The following is a 15170-nucleotide window of genomic DNA, read 5'->3' on the forward strand; positions in this document are numbered from 1 at the left end:
CGTTGATAGGCAAGATGTGGAAGTGGTGTGAGCCATTAAGCTAACTTGTACTAATTACCCGTGAGGCTTAACCATACAACGCCAAACGCGTTTTGTGACAGAAACAAGCGACAGAAGTTAATAGCTAAAGTAGATAAATACTTAGACTTAAAAAATATTATCAGATATTTTCCAGATTTATGAGGTGACTCTTAGCGCGTAGCGTTAATATTGAGGTACCTTGCGCAAAGGAAAAAGTAGCACTACGTGCTTGTCCTTAATCCTTTGCACCTAATTTGCTTGGTAACCATAGCGTTTTGGACCCACCTGACCCCATGCCGAACTCAGTAGTGAAACGAAACAGCGCCGATGATAGTGTAGCATTTGCTATGTGAAAGTAGGACATTGCCAGGCTCCAAATTCAGTCGAAGGACTTAAAGCTTAATAAATAAAATAAGAAAATTGAACAGAATTTTCTTGGTAACCATAGCGTTTTGGACCCACCTGACCCCATGCCGAACTCAGTAGTGAAACGAAACAGCGCCGATGATAGTGTAGCATTTGCTATGTGAAAGTAGGACATTGCCAGGATTCAAATACGAGAAAGCCCGGCTCGAAAGAGCCGGGCTTTTTTACGTCTGAAGAAAAGTTAAATACGTACAATTAATACACACTAATCTACTTCTAGAATGTAGGTCGGGCGAGCGTAGCGACTCCCGACGCAATGATAATATTCCATTTGCTATTTGACTCTCCACCGCTGTGGGTACTACGACATTACCAGGATTCAAATTAAAGAAACCCGTTACAGCGATGTAACGGGTTTTTTGCTGTCTGGAGTTTAATAAAAAGCCAAGATCTCATGCTAACTCAGTCTTTGTAATGCCCGCGCTTGTAAATTCTTTGAGCCATAACATTCATATCCTTATAGAAAGCTAAGCCATTATAGGCAAAGTCAAGGCGCACATCGTGCTCAGTGTAATCAGTTTTTATAGCCCGGCAAAATGATTAAGGCTTATTGCGGATTAGTATTGCTTTGATATAGAAAATATCACTTTGAAAATAAACATTAAGTTCATGCTTATCTGCTATTTTATTCATGTAACATAGCTAGGCGTGCAGAAGTTGTGCGTGTTAAAATCAAATTTTTATAAATGCCAAAATAGAGGTGTCAATTGCCCACTGCTGACTACCAAACTGTACTAGATGAAATAGCACACGAAGTGCGCCCTTTGTTATCACAAGGTAAAGTTGCGGATTATATACCTGCACTTGCTGAGGTTTCTAGCGAGCAGTTTTCTATTGCTATTTATACCACTGATGGCGAAACCATTTGTGCGGGTGATTGCTCAAAACGTTTTACTATTCAGTCAGTTTCTAAAGTAATGACGCTTACAATGGCGCTACAGCGCTATGGCGACGAGCTATGGCATCGGGTAGGTAAAGAGCCCTCAGGAACCGCGTTTAATTCTCTTACGCAGTTAGAGTTCGAAAAAGGCGTACCACGTAATCCTTTCATTAATGCTGGCGCGATTGTGACGTGCGATGCTTTGTACAGTCGATTATCCGCACCTCGCCACTCAATGCTTGAAACGTTTAGGTTACTTGCAGGTAATAGTGCAATAGTGATTGATAAAAAAGTGGCCAATTCTGAGTACGAATTTAGGCATAGAAATGCGGCAATGGCGCATTTAATGAAGTCGTTTGGTAATTTTGAGAATGACGTCGATGATGTACTTTGGTCTTACTTCAATTTTTGTGCGATTGAGCTTAACTGTATTGAGTTAGCTAGAGCGTATAACTTTTTAGCGAATAAAGGGGTTGATTACAGCTCGGGTAAGCGCGTTTTGAGTAGTCGCCAGAATAAACAATTAAATTCGATTTTATTCACCAGCGGCTTATATGATGCGGCAGGTGACTTTGGCTACAGAGTGGGTATGCCGGGTAAGTCGGGTGTGTCAGGCACTATATTAGCGGTATTACCGGGTAAGTTTACAGTGGCAGTATATTCACCAGGGCTTAATGAATTTGGTAACTCGGTGGCGGGGATAGCAGCATTAGAGCTGCTATCTAAAAAGCTCGATATTTCGATTTTCTAAAATACCGCAATAGGGAGCACGCACAGTTCCCTATTTATTGATCCCAGTACACTTGCTCTAGGCAGTCTTCGCGCTCTGGTAACCCACGTGATAAACGTGGAGAGTGCTGTACTAATACCTCGTAACTTGCGCGGTTAGCGTACTTACTAATTTGTGCAAGAGAAGAGTAGGTAATGGCCTTTTGTTCGTGTTTTGCTGAGTTAGCGACATTTAACTTATGATAAACGTTTGCTGATAAATCGTGTAACACGGCAGCCAACGCACAATCGCCAGCACCATTGGTGTTTTTGATTGAATCAGGCCCACCCATGAATGGCGCCGTATGGCTATACGCTTTTATCGGGTTTTCGCAATCGGATTTTTTCATTGCACGAGAAAATTCATAGCGATTAAAATCGGCAATGGCACCTGGTAATAGTGGGTACTCGGTTGCACGTTTAAAGCTTTCATCAACGTAACCTGCCATAAATAAGCCTTTTTCGCCAGCGGTACAAATAACTAAGTCTACCCAGTCAAGTGCTTTGTCTGCGGCTAATAACGGGTCTTCAAAGCCAGTAATTGCTAGCCCTTCTTCTTCGTTCATGGCAAGTATATCGACATGCTCGTTTACAAAGTTAGCCCACCAGGTTGGATCTTGCTCAATTAAAAACTTAGTGCCGAGTGTTAAAACTACCGGTACACCTGCATCGTTAGCGTATTTAACTGCTTGCATGGTCGCTTCAGTCATTGTTTCATCACCCTGTGTACGCATTAGGTAGGCGCTGATCACAAGTGCTGATGACTGCTCAATTAAGTGTTTATCGATAGACTCAGGCTTTAAGTGATTCATTAAACCGGCGCTAATTGCGAATGTACGCTCGCCTGTTTCATCAATTAAGGTAAAACAACGGCCAATAGGGCCATCTACTGGTTGTAAATAGTCTAAATCAACGCGGCTTGATGTGTTACATAAAAAGCGATAGGCATAGCTGCCAATTTTTATGTTTTCACTCATAACACCGAGCAATACTGAACGGTCATCTGCTAGTACAGAGTAGTTATGCATTGTGTTACCAATGGTGCCACCGGCAAATTCGTAATCAACCATGTCGTTTAGTTTTAAACGGTCGTAAAGTGCGTTAGTAATATCGCTATCAATAACTTGCGACATTCCTCGGCGAAGTTGAAACTCGTCTAAAAAAGCCTGATCGACTTTGGCTTCAATATCAACAACGATCTGATCGATACCCGTAATGTAGCTACGTTGTAATCGCTCAGTTGCGTTTAGCTGATTAGTAAGTGGATCTTTAGCCTCCACTGGAAAATAATGTTTATGTCTGCGGCGTCCAGGAAATTTCATTTGCTACCTGTGTTGTGAGCTAAATAAAAAAAGCGTGAGATTATAGCGTAAATCACACTCTATGAGCCACGATAAACCACATTATTTTGTTTTATTTTTGCAATAATTTAATCAATTACGCATTTTAAACAGGCAAGTTGATATAATACCGAAAGAAAATTTATTTAAAGTAAGCACTATGAACGATCTTAAAAGCGATGAGTATTGGATGGAGCAGGCATTAGTTTATGCCAATAAGGCGCAGCAATTGGGCGAAATTCCGGTAGGAGCTGTCCTTGTGAAAGATAACACGCTTATTGCAGCGGGTTATAATCGTTCAATTACTGATAACGACCCCTCTGCGCACGCCGAAATGATTGCAGTGCGTGAAGGAGGGAGAGCTTTAAATAATTACCGTTTAATTGATTGCACTTTGTACGTTACGTTAGAGCCATGCTCTATGTGTGCCGGGCTGTTAGTGCATAGCAGAATAAAGCGCCTCGTCTACGGTGCGCCAGATGCTAAAACAGGCTCGGCTGGGTCTATTATGAACTTATTGCAAGAGCCGAGGCTGAACCATCAGGTAGAGGTATTAGGTGGGGTGCTTGGTCAAACCTGTGGTAGTACTATTTCGGCGTTTTTTAAACAACGCCGAGAACAAATTAAAGCGGCTAAAAAAGCAGCTCGCCAAATTAGTGACTAGTTAACCTTATTTGAATCTACTTCTATCATTTGCTGCATAGCAAACATACGACGACGCCAAATAATTTTTTTATGTAAGTTACGTAGCATAATACGACGTCTGGTGGCTGTTGAATGAATAATATTGCGTTTTAGTTTTTGCGTGCGTCTACGTTTTAGCATGTGTTCTCCTAATGCGTGAGAGTGAGAAAGGCACAAGATATATATTAAAAATCAGGTAAATATACTATAAACACACATTAGTGATCATTTCATGACAAGTAAACAGATTTTTAATTTAGTTACTAGAGTGGTTAGGCCTGAAGGGGAAATTAGCGCCTGCTAAGATGACAAAATAAGCATTTAATGCCCACATTTTAATGTTTCACAGGCCTGAGCAGCCCATTTAAAACGTAAATATAAACGCTTTACTGAGACTGCTGCGTGTTATTTTCACCTTGCTTACTTTTTTCTTCAGGTGAAAGTGAAGGGGTAGGTTCGGTTTTATCGTTGTTTACAGGCTTTTTGCTTGGTTGAGCTGCTTTTTCAACTTTAGGTGCTTCAGGTTCTGATTCAGGTTCTGGCTCTGGCGCTAGGGCATTATTTTCATCAAGCCATACAAGTGCATCGTAATACCTGCGAATGTTATCAACATATTTTACCGCAACATCGCCACGTGCATAGCCGTAACGGGTTTTACGGTAATAACGTTTTTTGATTAAAAGTGGTAAGCGCTTTTTAACATCGGCCCATTTATCAGGGCTCGCCCCTTGTTGTTCGGTAATAATGCGCGCGTCGTTAACGTGCCCCCAACCTACATTATAGGCTGCCAGTGCAAGCCAAGTTCTATCGGGCTGCGGGATTCTATCGGGGATGCGTTTAACGAGCTTAGCTAAGTATTTAGCTCCGCCACGGATGTTTTGCTCTGGCTCTAACCTATTTGTTACGCCCACCTGTTTAGCGGTACTGCGTGTCAGCATCATAATGCCTCTCACACCTGTAGGCGATTTAGCGCGAGGGTTCCACATAGATTCTTGGTAGCTAAGCGCAGCAAGTAAGCGCCAGTCAAGGCTACCTGCATATTGCTCAAACCAAGGCCTGTAAGTGGGTAGCGTTTCTTTTATAGCTTCAATGTATGCAAGCGTATTAACGTAGTTAAACTGGCGTACGTGCCCAAAGTACTTTTCTTCGAGCACATACAGCTGGTTACTTTGTTTTACGTCACCAAAAAAGGGCACTAGCAGTGCATAAAGCGAATCATCTTTTGATTTATTAAGGATCCAAGCTATGGGGTCATTTCGGGTAACTGAAAAGCCAATACTTAAATTTGGGTGGTAACGTCTAAACAGCGAAAGCGTGTGTGAGTCGGCGAGGGTGTAATCTATTTCGCCATCGATAACGGCTTGTAAAAGCTCCTCTTCATCGAGTTCTTCAGTTTCTTGCCAAGTTAAATCTGGGTTACTCTTTTTTATTTTTTGTAAGGTTAAAGAGTGGCTACTTTTGGCTATAACTGTAAAGTTTCCATCAAGGTCGTCAAATTCACGTGGGCGAACTCGACCTTGTTTATAAACCAACTTTTGGCTAATTGTTCTGTAAGTGGGGCCATAGCGATATTGCTGTGCACGTACTTTGTTGTAGGTAAGTCCTGAGGCTATTAAGTCTAAATCGCCGCTTTCAAGGCGCTCAAACATATCGGATAAATTAAAAAACGGCACTATTTCTAGTTCAACACCTAGGTAGTCGGCAAAAGCTTGAGATAGCTCGTATTCAAAACCTTGCTCGCCTTGGACGGCTTGGTAGTAATTGCTGGCACTGGCAAGGGTACCTACACGTATTTTATTTTGTGCTTTAATTTGGGCAAGTTGAGTTTGTTGCTCCTGCATATTACACGCACACAACAACATAACTAAAGTGATGATAATTATTAGCTTTTCTTTCAACATTAACCGCCCCATAAAGCTCATACCCCGTTATACCAAAACTTCACTATGGCGTCACTTAGCGTTTAGCTTTTATTGGTAATTTTGCTGCTGTTTATATAAATAAAAAGTTAATTTTCTGAAAAGCGCAATTTGGAGTTAAAACTCGGTGCTACATAGACTATAATGCCCGCCTAAAATATCGTTCAATCCCTAACCCCGGATGAAATTATCTATGTTGATCCTTCGTGGTGCACCAGCACTTTCAGAGTTCAGAGTTAATAAAATTTTAGCGCGTTGCAAACTATCGCAACTTCCAGTCACCAATGTATATGCCGAGTATGCACATTTTGCCGATTTAACCTCGCCTTTGAGTGTTGATGAGCAAACTAAGCTTGAAAAACTACTTACTTACGGTCCAACTATTGCCGAGCATACCCCAGCTGGCACACTTATTTTAGTTACCCCTCGCCCTGGCACCATTTCACCATGGGCATCTAAAGCAACTGACATAGCGCATAACTGTGGCCTTAAACAGGTTCACCGTGTTGAGCGTGGTATTGCTTATTACGTAGAAGGTGAACTAAGTGCAGAGCAGCTTGCTCAAGTAACGGCGTTATTACACGACCGTATGACCGAGGCAACGCATAGCGAACTTGCTTCTGCAGCGCAGTTATTCCGCAATGACTCACCTCGCGAAATGTCATCAGTTGACATTTTAGGTGGCGGGCGCGAAGCATTGGCTGCGGCAAACGTTGAACAAGGTTTTGCGCTTGCTGATGACGAGATAGACTACTTAGTAGAAAACTTTAAAAAGTTAGGCCGTAACCCTAACGACATAGAGTTATTTATGTTTGCGCAAGCAAACTCTGAGCATTGCCGTCATAAAATATTTAATGCTGATTGGACAATTGATGGTATTGAGCAGCCTAAATCGCTGTTTAAAATGATCAAAAATACATTTGAGCACAATCCTGAAAATGTGCTGTCGGCGTACAAAGATAACGCAGCAGTAATGAAGGGCTCAAAAGCGGGTCGTTTCTTCCCGAATGCGCAAGGTGAATATGCGTATCATCAAGAAGACATAGAAATTTTAATGAAGGTAGAAACTCATAACCACCCAACAGCTATAGCACCATTTTCAGGTGCGGCTACAGGCTCAGGTGGTGAAATTCGCGATGAAGGCGCAACAGGCCGCGGCTCTAAGCCAAAAGCGGGTTTAGTTGGTTTTACGGTTTCTAACTTACGTATTCCGGGTTACGAGCAACCGTGGGAAAGCGACTTTGGTAAACCTAATCGTATCGTAAATGCGCTTGATATTATGATGGACGGCCCTTTAGGTGGCGCGGCATTTAATAATGAGTTTGGACGCCCTAACTTATTAGGTTACTTTCGTACCTACGAAGAAAAAGTAACAAGTCACAATGGTGAAGAGGTGCGTGGTTACCACAAGCCTATTATGCTTGCAGGTGGTTTAGGTAATATTCGTGCTGATCATGTTCAAAAAGGGGATATTCCAGTCGGTGCAAAACTTATTGCACTAGGTGGCCCTGCAATGAACATTGGTTTAGGCGGCGGTGCAGCGTCAAGCATGGCATCGGGCCAATCAAACGAAGATTTAGATTTTGCTTCTGTACAGCGTGAAAACCCAGAAATGGAACGCCGTTGCCAAGAAGTGATCGATAAGTGTTGGCAACTAGGGGATGAAAACCCAATTGCGTTTATACACGATGTAGGCGCCGGTGGTTTATCTAATGCGTTTCCTGAGCTTGTAGATGATGGTGGCCGTGGTGGTAAATTCCAACTACGTGATATTCCTAACGATGAGCCGGGCATGGCCCCACACGAAATTTGGTGTAACGAATCGCAAGAACGTTATGTACTGGCTGTTGCTGTTGAAGACTTTGATCGCTTTGAAGCAATTTGTAAGCGCGAACGTGCGCAGTACGCAGTAATAGGTGAAGCCACAGAAGAGCGCCACTTAACTGTTGCCGACAGCCACTTTGATAACAGCCCTGTTGATTTGCCGCTTGATGTATTATTAGGTAAAGCACCTAAAATGCATCGCGATGTAACTTCAAAGCAAGTTACCGGTAAGGCAATTGATGCAGAGACGATTGATATAGCTGAGGCTGCTCAGCGTTTATTGCGCTTACCTACTATTGCAGAAAAAACATTCTTAATTACTATTGGCGATCGCTCGGTTACCGGTTTAGTAGCACGGGATCAAATGGTGGGTCCTTGGCAAGTACCTGTGGCTAACTGTGCAGTTACCGCAGCAACGTACGACACATACCACGGTGAAGCTATGTCACTGGGTGAGCGCACGCCGGCAGCATTATTAAATTATGGTGCATCGGCGCGTTTAGCCGTGGCAGAGTCGTTAACTAATATTGCCTGTGCCAACATTGGCAGCCTAGAGAACATTAAGCTATCAGCTAACTGGATGGCTGCAGCAGGTCACCCTGGTGAAGACGCCGGCCTTTACGAAGCTGTAAAAGCGGTGGGCGAAGAGCTTTGTCCTGCGCTTGGTTTAACTATACCTGTAGGTAAGGATTCTATGTCGATGAAAACGACATGGAAAAACGAGGATGATAGTGCTGAGCAATCAGTTACTTCTCCGTTATCACTTATTATTACTGCCTTTGGTCGTGTTGACGACGTGCGTAAAACAGTGACTCCGCAGTTACGTACTGATAAAGGCGATACATCACTTATTTTAGTTGACTTAGGCGCGGGTAAAAACCGACTGGGCGCATCAAGCCTTGCACAGGTTTACAAGCAGCTTGGTGATGTTACTCCAGATGTGGACAGCCCTGAGCTACTTAAAGGCTTTTACAATGCCATGCAAGCACTTGTCGCTGATAGCAAGCTACTTGCCTATCATGACCGCTCAGACGGTGGTTTATTTACTACGGTAACTGAAATGGCATTTGCTGGGCACACCGGTGTGACTGTTGATTTAGCTGGGTTAACCGGGACAGACCTAGAAGCACTTTATAACGAAGAGCTAGGCGCGGTTATTCAAGTTGCTAACAGCGATTTAGATGCCGTAAATGCTGTATTTGAACAACACGGTGTTGCTGCAATTAGCCACGTGATTGGCTCGCTTAATAGCGACGATAGCATTGTATTTAACCGCGGTGAGCAAACAGTACTTAATCATACTCGTACTGAATTACGTACTATTTGGGCCGAAACAACGTACCAAATGCAAGCACGTCGTGATAACCCTGATTGTGCTAAGCAAGAGTTTGATGCCAAGTTTGATGCAAAAGATCCAGGCTTAAACGTAAAACTTAACTTTGACTTAAACGAAGATATAGCCGCACCGTACATTGCAACGGGCGCTAAGCCGCAAATGGCTATTTTACGTGAGCAAGGCGTTAACTCGCATTTAGAAATGGCTGCTGCGTTTAACCGTGCTGGTTTTGCCGCTGTTGATGTACACATGAGCGATATCCTCGAAGGGCGTTTAACCCTTGAGCAATTTAAAGGCTTAGTGGCATGTGGTGGTTTCTCTTACGGTGACGTATTAGGCGCCGGTGAAGGCTGGGCTAAGTCTATATTGTTTAACGATATGGCACGCGATCAGTTCCAAAACTTCTTCCACCGTGAAGACACCTTTAGCTTAGGTGTGTGTAATGGTTGTCAAATGTTATCAACATTGAAAGAGTTAATTCCGGGTACTGAGCATTGGCCACGTTTTGTAACAAATAAGTCAGAGCGTTTTGAAGCACGCTTTAGCTTAGTTGAAATACAAGAAAACCCGTCTGTGTTCTTTAATGGAATGGCTGGGTCGCGTATGCCAATTGCTGTATCTCATGGTGAAGGCCATGCAGAATTTGCAAACGATGCTGCCACTAAAGCTGCGCTTGAAAGCGGCACTGTTGCGGTTAAATTTGTAGATAACTATGGTAACCCGACAACGCAATATCCGGCTAACCCGAATGGTTCACCAGAGGGTATTACCGGTATTACCTCTACTGATGGCCGTGCCACTGTAATGATGCCGCACCCTGAGCGTGTATTCCGCGCTGTTGCTAACTCGTGGCACCCAGATGAGTGGAAAGAGGATAGCCCATGGATGCGTATGTTCCGCAACGCACGTAAAAATGTAGGTTAAAAACGACATATACAAGTTAGATTCATAATCTAGCTGTAAAATAAAAAAGGCTGCACTGTGCAGCCTTTTTTGATTGCGTAGATTTAAAATTACGATAGTTTGTAAAGTATAAATAAAAGCTTATAAGGACAGTATGTTAAAGCGCGTTGGTTTAATTATGGGTGCTGTGTTGCTAAGTATAGTTTTGCTTGGCTATGTATTTCGTTTGCCACTATTACAATGGGCTGTAGCGCCTGAACTTGAAAAAGCAGGTGTTACCTTAAGCTGCTTAGATTTTTCGCTTACGAGTAAGTTAAATGTGCACGTACAAAAAGCCTGTTTAAGTTACCAAAATCAAGAGCTTGCTCTTACAGGTATTACTGCTAATACTAAGCATGTTAAAGTTAAACACGCAGTACTTAATGTAAATCCATTTCCTCAAAGTAGTAAAACAAGCACTGCTGCCACAATTTTAGATTTAGCGCTTCCTAAAAAAAGGCCAACAATTACAGTTGAGCATTTAACTATACACAGTGCGCTTTTAAAGCGCCCGCTAATGCTAAATATCACCGAGCCAATGCTTAACCAGTTTGTAGTCAATGGTGATTTAAACGCAAGCGCAACGCTTTACAATAATAAGGTACAAGGGCAGCTTAAAATAAATGATGGATTAGTGAAGCAACTACTTAAAACAGATAATGAGTTATTAAGTGGACTTAGCTTTAATGCTGCGCAGGCATTTAGCTTTAACGGGGTAGAGGCAAGCCTTAGTGGTGATTTACAAGCCCAGTATGACTATAAAATACAAAGCTGCGATATAACAAACAGCTCCAAAGGTGTGCTAAGTGCTACCTATAATTTAAATAGCCAAAACCTTGAGCTTGACCCAAGCAAGCTTAAAAACAATGTAAAACTTAGTAATAACTGCCAATCTCTTATTCCTGAAAGTGCCTACAAGTCATTTGCTGTAAAGCAGCTTCCACTTAATTGGCAATGGGCTTTAGCTAAACCAATTAACTTTGCACATAACAACCTAACCTTACCGTTAATAACGCTCAAAAGTGCAGAGCAAGCCAAGCAAAATATAGATATAACGCTTACAGATACGTTTATAAATACTGCAGCACCGTTACAAAGCGCCCGCACACAGCTAAAAGCACAACTACATACAGATGAAATAGAGGCTATAACGCTAAGTACGCAGCTTAAAAACGCTCAATTAAGCGGTAATTATGATATTGCGCTTACCGCTTTGCCTGAATTTTTACCGGCTGAGGCTAACAATATTAAAGCTAAAGGGGACTTTGCAGTTACTCAACTTATTGACTTTAAGCCCGAAGGTAACGCACGTATTGAGTTAAGCGTTGATAGCGCAGCTGCTTATGGCAGCGCTCTTAACGGCTTCACAGGTAACCTTGAAGCAAGTTTGAATGAAAAGCTCGATGCAAAAGTAACGTTTAAAAGTAAGCTTAAAAGCGTGCAATACAACGAATATAAACTTACTGGTATTAATAACACCCTTAGTGCAAGGGCAAGCTTAGGTGTGGGAGAGTTATTTGCTCACTTAAATGCAAGCACCCAAATAAGTAAACTCTCAAGTCCAAATGTCGATTTAAATACTATAAACGTAACGTCAACAGGGCTGCAAAGTCGCGCGCTTAAAGCGTCTCATCATGTATTTGTAAATGGTATTGAGCTGGTGGCCAATCACCATGTTTCAAAGGTAGCGCATCCGTTTGAAGTGATTATACCAGAGCAAAGTGTGCTTTCGTTAAATTCAATCGTTAGACAATTTGAACCGTTAGCTCAGCTAACCCAAGGAAAATTGGGTGGGCGTATAAGTGGTGATGTGAATTTACAAAAAGCAAATTTTACTTTAACGATGACTGATACCAGTGCACTGTATAACGACTACTTAGCTAATCAATTTAGTATGCAGCTAGGTGGGCAGTACGATTCAGGGCAGCTTAATGTTGCCCCTACTACCTTTAATCTTAATGAATTACGTGCAGGCGCTGTAGTTAAAAGTATCACGGGTAATATTAAAGTGGTTAATAATAGCGCGCAGACCTTTGATGTTGAAGGCGATATTTTTGGTGGTAAATTTTCTTTAGATAAATACACGCTTTTAAAGCAACAGCAAACAGCTAATGTTACGTTTGAAAATGTTGATGCGAGTAAATTAATAACGCTTGACGATAAGTCGGGTATTACCCTAACAGGTAGGCTAAAAGGGTCGTTACCATTTTATTTTGATGACACAGGGGTTGAGGTAAAAAGTGGCAGCCTAGCCAATCAAGGCCAAGGTAAGCTTATTATTAGTAATAACGAAGCGTTTGACGCTGTTATGCGTCAGCAACAAGAGTTACAACCTGTGCTTGGGTTGCTCAAAAACCTTGATATACAAAAACTTAATAGTACAGTAGCGCTTAAAAGTGATGGCTGGTTAAACTTAGGTGTTAACTTACAAGGCTTTAATGAGCCAGAGCAGCAACAAGTTAACTTTAATTATAATCACGAAGAAAACGTGTTTACGTTGCTAAGAGCGCTTAGACTGAGCGACGAAATAACGCAAAAAGTTGAGCAGCAATACTCTAAAAAAGGAAACTAATGATGAAAAATTTGTTGAGCATTAAGGCCGTTATTGCACTTGCTGCTATTAGCGCTTTAAGCGCATGTACCCACAGAGTAGAGGTGGCAGCGAAAGAGCCGATAACGATCAATCTAAATGTAAAAGTAGATCACGAAATTCGAGTAAAAGTAGATAAAGAACTCGATAACTTATTCAGTGACGACAGTGAATTATTTTAGGAGCTAAATGATGACTATAAAAAATAAATTAAGTATTGCTACTCTAGTAAGTGCGGTATGTTTGTCGTTTTCGGCGTGGGCTATTAGTTTAGATGATGCTAAAAACCAAGGCTTAGTGGGTGAAGATAGCTCAGGTTACTTAGGGCTTGTTGTACAAAACAGCGAGGCAAAAGCCGTGGTTGAGGAAATTAACGCTAAACGTAAAGCACAGTATTTAAAGTTGGCTAAAAAGAACGATTTATCGCTGGCACAAGTAGAAGCACTTGCAGCAGCTAAAACAATCGAAAAGACCAAAAGTGGCCACTATATTGAAGTGAATGGTAACTGGGTTAAAAAGTAATAAGCAGCTAAACATATTACTTAAAAACCGAGCATTTAGGCGCTCGGTTTTTTTATATTTGCTAAAAGTTGCTGCCAAAAGTCAAATCCTTTGCGCCTTGCAAGCTTTATATTGTGCTCTGGTATAGATTCAGGCTCGTTATAGTGATCAAGCGCTTCGCTCATACTCAGTTCGCGAATTAAATGTAATGTAGGGTAGGGGGCTCGGTTAGTGTAATTTGCTGCATCATCTTCATCGCTGTCGGCAAACACGTAATCGGGATGAAAATTAGCAATTTGGTATTTACCTTCAAACCCTTGCGCTACCAGTAAGGCATTGGCTAAATCGACTAAATCTAAAAAGTCTTCAAAATCGCTAAAGCCGTTATCAAACAGTATTAATGTGGTTTCGCGCTCTGGATTTTGATCAAGCTGCACACACTGCTCTAGCATGTCCATTACAGCGTCATCAATTTTTGTTGCAGGGCTAAGCACATAATGAATACAGTTGTTTTCTACTTCTTTACGGGCAAATGGGCAAAAGTTATATTTTACAATAACGGATGATACCCACTCGCGGGTTTGGGCGATTGCTTGATGAGTCATGCTTTTGGCTCTAAATACTGATTTATAATGGTTAATGTTTTTTCAATGGCGCCTTGGTTTTTTACTACACATTGCTGCGCTTTAATACCCAAGCTTTGGCACGCTTTGGTGTTTTGGCTTAAATTAATTAATTGTTTAGCAAGCTCATCGGTATTTTCAACAACGACAGCCCCTTTAAGTTTAATTAGCTCAGGGTAGATATGATCAAAATTATACGTATGTGGGCCTGTAATAACACCAACCGAAAAAGCAGCAGCTTCTAGTGGGTTGTGCCCACCTCGGCGAATTAAACTGCCGCCTATGTAACTTACATTCGCTGCGCCATATAAACACTGTAGTTCGCCCAGTGTATCAGCTAATAGTACTTGCTCGTTTTGATAGTTATTGTTGCTGCGACGACTAAAGCTAAGTGGGCTTTGAGTTAGCGTATCGGCTACTTTATCAAATTGCTCAGGGTGGCGCGGTGCTATAACTAAAAGTGCATTAGGGTATTTTTTTAATAGCTGCTGATGGGCGTTTAATATCATTTCGTGTTCAAGCGGGTGAGTAGAGCCTGCCCCCCATACAAAACGTTCTTTGGTTTTATATTCGGCTTTAAGATTTGCTACTTTAGTTAGTTGCTCATTGCTTGGCGTAATGTCGAACTTTATTGAGCCTGTAACATGGCTTTTTGAAGGGGGTAAACCAAGTTCAATAAAGCGCTTAGCATCATTTTTATTATGACTTGCAAGCACTGAAATTGAACGCATAATTATATGCGTTAACCCTGCCACCTTTTGATACCCCTGTTGCGATTTTTCGCTTAGGCGAGCATTAAGCACCAATACCGGAATATTCTTTTTATGGCTTATTGCCATTAAATTAGGCCACAGCTCAGTTTCTAAAATACACAGTGCTTGTGGATTTACGCGCTTTAAAAATCGAGCGCTCGAACCTGCAAAGTCTATAGGTAAATAACAACACGCCACGGTATTTTTAAATTGTTCACTTATTTGCGCACGCCCGGTAGGAGTATTGCAGGTAATAAGTATATTAAACTGCGGATTTTGTTTTTGCAGTACTTTAATCAGTGGCGTTGCAGCAAGGACCTCACCTACAGAAGCGCAGTGGAACACAACCGGTTTAGCGCTATTATTAAATAAGTGTTTGCTAATAAAACCAAAGCGCTCTTTAAAGTGCGCGCGGTAGCCTATATTTTTTTTACCTCTTAGTACATACAAGTAAAATACAATCAGTGGGCTAATTAAAATTAAAGCGAGTGAGTAAAAAATGCGTGCCATACTGAACTTTTATTAAGGTAAGTGGCGCTAGTTTAACGCGAAAGTGATAATTTC

General features: G+C 41.8%; 11 protein-coding genes and 2 rRNA genes. 8 read left to right on the top strand and 5 right to left on the bottom strand.

What is annotated here, in order from left to right; translation table 11 throughout:
• The first annotated feature begins 278 nt into the window (after window positions 1-278).
• The 3 genes from rrf (PSH48_RS00005) (at window position 279) to glsB (ending at window position 2078) form a co-directional block, all read left to right on the top strand.
• Window positions 279-393 (top strand): 5S ribosomal RNA (gene rrf, locus PSH48_RS00005).
• A gap of 62 nt (window positions 394-455) precedes the next feature.
• Window positions 456-570, top strand: a 5S ribosomal RNA gene (gene rrf, locus PSH48_RS00010).
• 584 nt (window positions 571-1154) lie between these two features.
• The gene (gene glsB / locus PSH48_RS00015) at window positions 1155-2078 is read left to right on the top strand and encodes a glutaminase B (RefSeq protein ID WP_004588579.1); all 924 of its coding nucleotides are present in this window, start codon (window positions 1155-1157) and stop codon (window positions 2076-2078) included.
• A 34-nt stretch (window positions 2079-2112) separates the two neighbouring features.
• On the opposite strand, the gene PSH48_RS00020 is transcribed toward glsB, so the two are convergent.
• Window positions 2113-3417 carry an inosine/guanosine kinase gene (locus PSH48_RS00020; protein WP_004588578.1) on the bottom strand — a complete coding sequence of 435 codons (1305 nt, stop codon included), beginning with the start codon at window positions 3415-3417 and terminating at the stop codon, window positions 2113-2115.
• Window positions 3418-3595: 178 nt separating this feature from the next.
• Between PSH48_RS00020 and tadA the strand changes: the two genes are divergently transcribed.
• The gene (gene tadA / locus PSH48_RS00025) at window positions 3596-4099 is read left to right on the top strand and encodes a tRNA adenosine(34) deaminase TadA (protein ID WP_004588577.1); all 504 of its coding nucleotides are present in this window, start codon (window positions 3596-3598) and stop codon (window positions 4097-4099) included.
• Here the strand turns inward: tadA and PSH48_RS00030 are convergent.
• Complete coding sequence (locus PSH48_RS00030) at window positions 4096-4260, bottom strand: hypothetical protein (RefSeq protein ID WP_164488074.1); 165 nt, start codon at window positions 4258-4260, stop codon at window positions 4096-4098. The genes tadA and PSH48_RS00030 overlap by 4 nt on opposite strands.
• Window positions 4261-4505: 245 nt before the next feature.
• Complete coding sequence (mltF, locus tag PSH48_RS00035) at window positions 4506-6020, bottom strand: membrane-bound lytic murein transglycosylase MltF (protein WP_029773557.1); 1515 nt, start codon at window positions 6018-6020, stop codon at window positions 4506-4508.
• Between the two features lie 211 nt (window positions 6021-6231).
• Here mltF and purL point away from each other — a divergent pair, with 211 nt between their 5' ends.
• The 4 genes from purL to PSH48_RS00055 all read left to right on the top strand — a co-directional run bounded on the left by purL (window position 6232) and on the right by PSH48_RS00055 (window position 13252).
• Complete coding sequence (purL, locus tag PSH48_RS00040) at window positions 6232-10122, top strand: phosphoribosylformylglycinamidine synthase (RefSeq protein ID WP_273610665.1); 3891 nt, start codon at window positions 6232-6234, stop codon at window positions 10120-10122.
• A 133-nt stretch (window positions 10123-10255) separates the two neighbouring features.
• Window positions 10256-12712: a YdbH domain-containing protein gene (locus PSH48_RS00045; protein WP_273610666.1), complete on the top strand. Its 2457-nt coding sequence runs from the start codon at window positions 10256-10258 to the stop codon at window positions 12710-12712.
• A gap of 2 nt (window positions 12713-12714) precedes the next feature.
• Window positions 12715-12912 (top strand): YnbE family lipoprotein, encoded by a 198-nt coding sequence (locus PSH48_RS00050; protein ID WP_004588572.1) that lies wholly within the window; start codon window positions 12715-12717, stop codon window positions 12910-12912.
• A gap of 10 nt (window positions 12913-12922) precedes the next feature.
• A complete protein-coding gene (locus PSH48_RS00055) occupies window positions 12923-13252 on the top strand; it encodes a YdbL family protein (RefSeq protein WP_004588571.1) in 330 nt (109 codons plus the stop codon).
• Window positions 13253-13287: 35 nt separating this feature from the next.
• On the opposite strand, the gene PSH48_RS00060 is transcribed toward PSH48_RS00055, so the two are convergent.
• A complete protein-coding gene (locus tag PSH48_RS00060; RefSeq protein WP_004588570.1) occupies window positions 13288-13836 on the bottom strand; it encodes a DUF1415 domain-containing protein in 549 nt (182 codons plus the stop codon).
• The gene (gene waaA / locus PSH48_RS00065) at window positions 13833-15116 is read right to left on the bottom strand and encodes a lipid IV(A) 3-deoxy-D-manno-octulosonic acid transferase (RefSeq protein WP_273610667.1); all 1284 of its coding nucleotides are present in this window, start codon (window positions 15114-15116) and stop codon (window positions 13833-13835) included. The genes PSH48_RS00060 and waaA overlap by 4 nt, the downstream gene beginning before the upstream one ends.
• Between the last annotated feature and the right edge of the window lie 54 nt (window positions 15117-15170).

The organism is Pseudoalteromonas sp. Angola-4 (assembly GCF_028599265.1).
GTDB lineage: Bacteria > Pseudomonadota > Gammaproteobacteria > Enterobacterales > Alteromonadaceae > Pseudoalteromonas > Pseudoalteromonas atlantica.

What these genes read in the sequence shown, in the direction of transcription:
- PSH48_RS00020 (WP_004588578.1), bottom strand. Translation starts at nt 3,417, where the DNA reads ATGAAATTTCCTGGACGCCGCAGACATAAACATTATTTTCCAGTGGAG.
- tadA (WP_004588577.1), top strand. Translation starts at nt 3,596, where the DNA reads ATGAACGATCTTAAAAGCGATGAGTATTGGATGGAGCAGGCATTAGTT.
- PSH48_RS00030 (WP_164488074.1), bottom strand. Translation starts at nt 4,260, where the DNA reads ATGCTAAAACGTAGACGCACGCAAAAACTAAAACGCAATATTATTCAT.
- mltF (WP_029773557.1), bottom strand. Translation starts at nt 6,020, where the DNA reads ATGTTGAAAGAAAAGCTAATAATTATCATCACTTTAGTTATGTTGTTG.
- purL (WP_273610665.1), top strand. Translation starts at nt 6,232, where the DNA reads ATGTTGATCCTTCGTGGTGCACCAGCACTTTCAGAGTTCAGAGTTAAT.
- PSH48_RS00045 (WP_273610666.1), top strand. Translation starts at nt 10,256, where the DNA reads ATGTTAAAGCGCGTTGGTTTAATTATGGGTGCTGTGTTGCTAAGTATA.
- PSH48_RS00050 (WP_004588572.1), top strand. Translation starts at nt 12,715, where the DNA reads ATGAAAAATTTGTTGAGCATTAAGGCCGTTATTGCACTTGCTGCTATT.
- PSH48_RS00055 (WP_004588571.1), top strand. Translation starts at nt 12,923, where the DNA reads ATGACTATAAAAAATAAATTAAGTATTGCTACTCTAGTAAGTGCGGTA.
- PSH48_RS00060 (WP_004588570.1), bottom strand. Translation starts at nt 13,836, where the DNA reads ATGACTCATCAAGCAATCGCCCAAACCCGCGAGTGGGTATCATCCGTT.
- waaA (WP_273610667.1), bottom strand. Translation starts at nt 15,116, where the DNA reads ATGGCACGCATTTTTTACTCACTCGCTTTAATTTTAATTAGCCCACTG.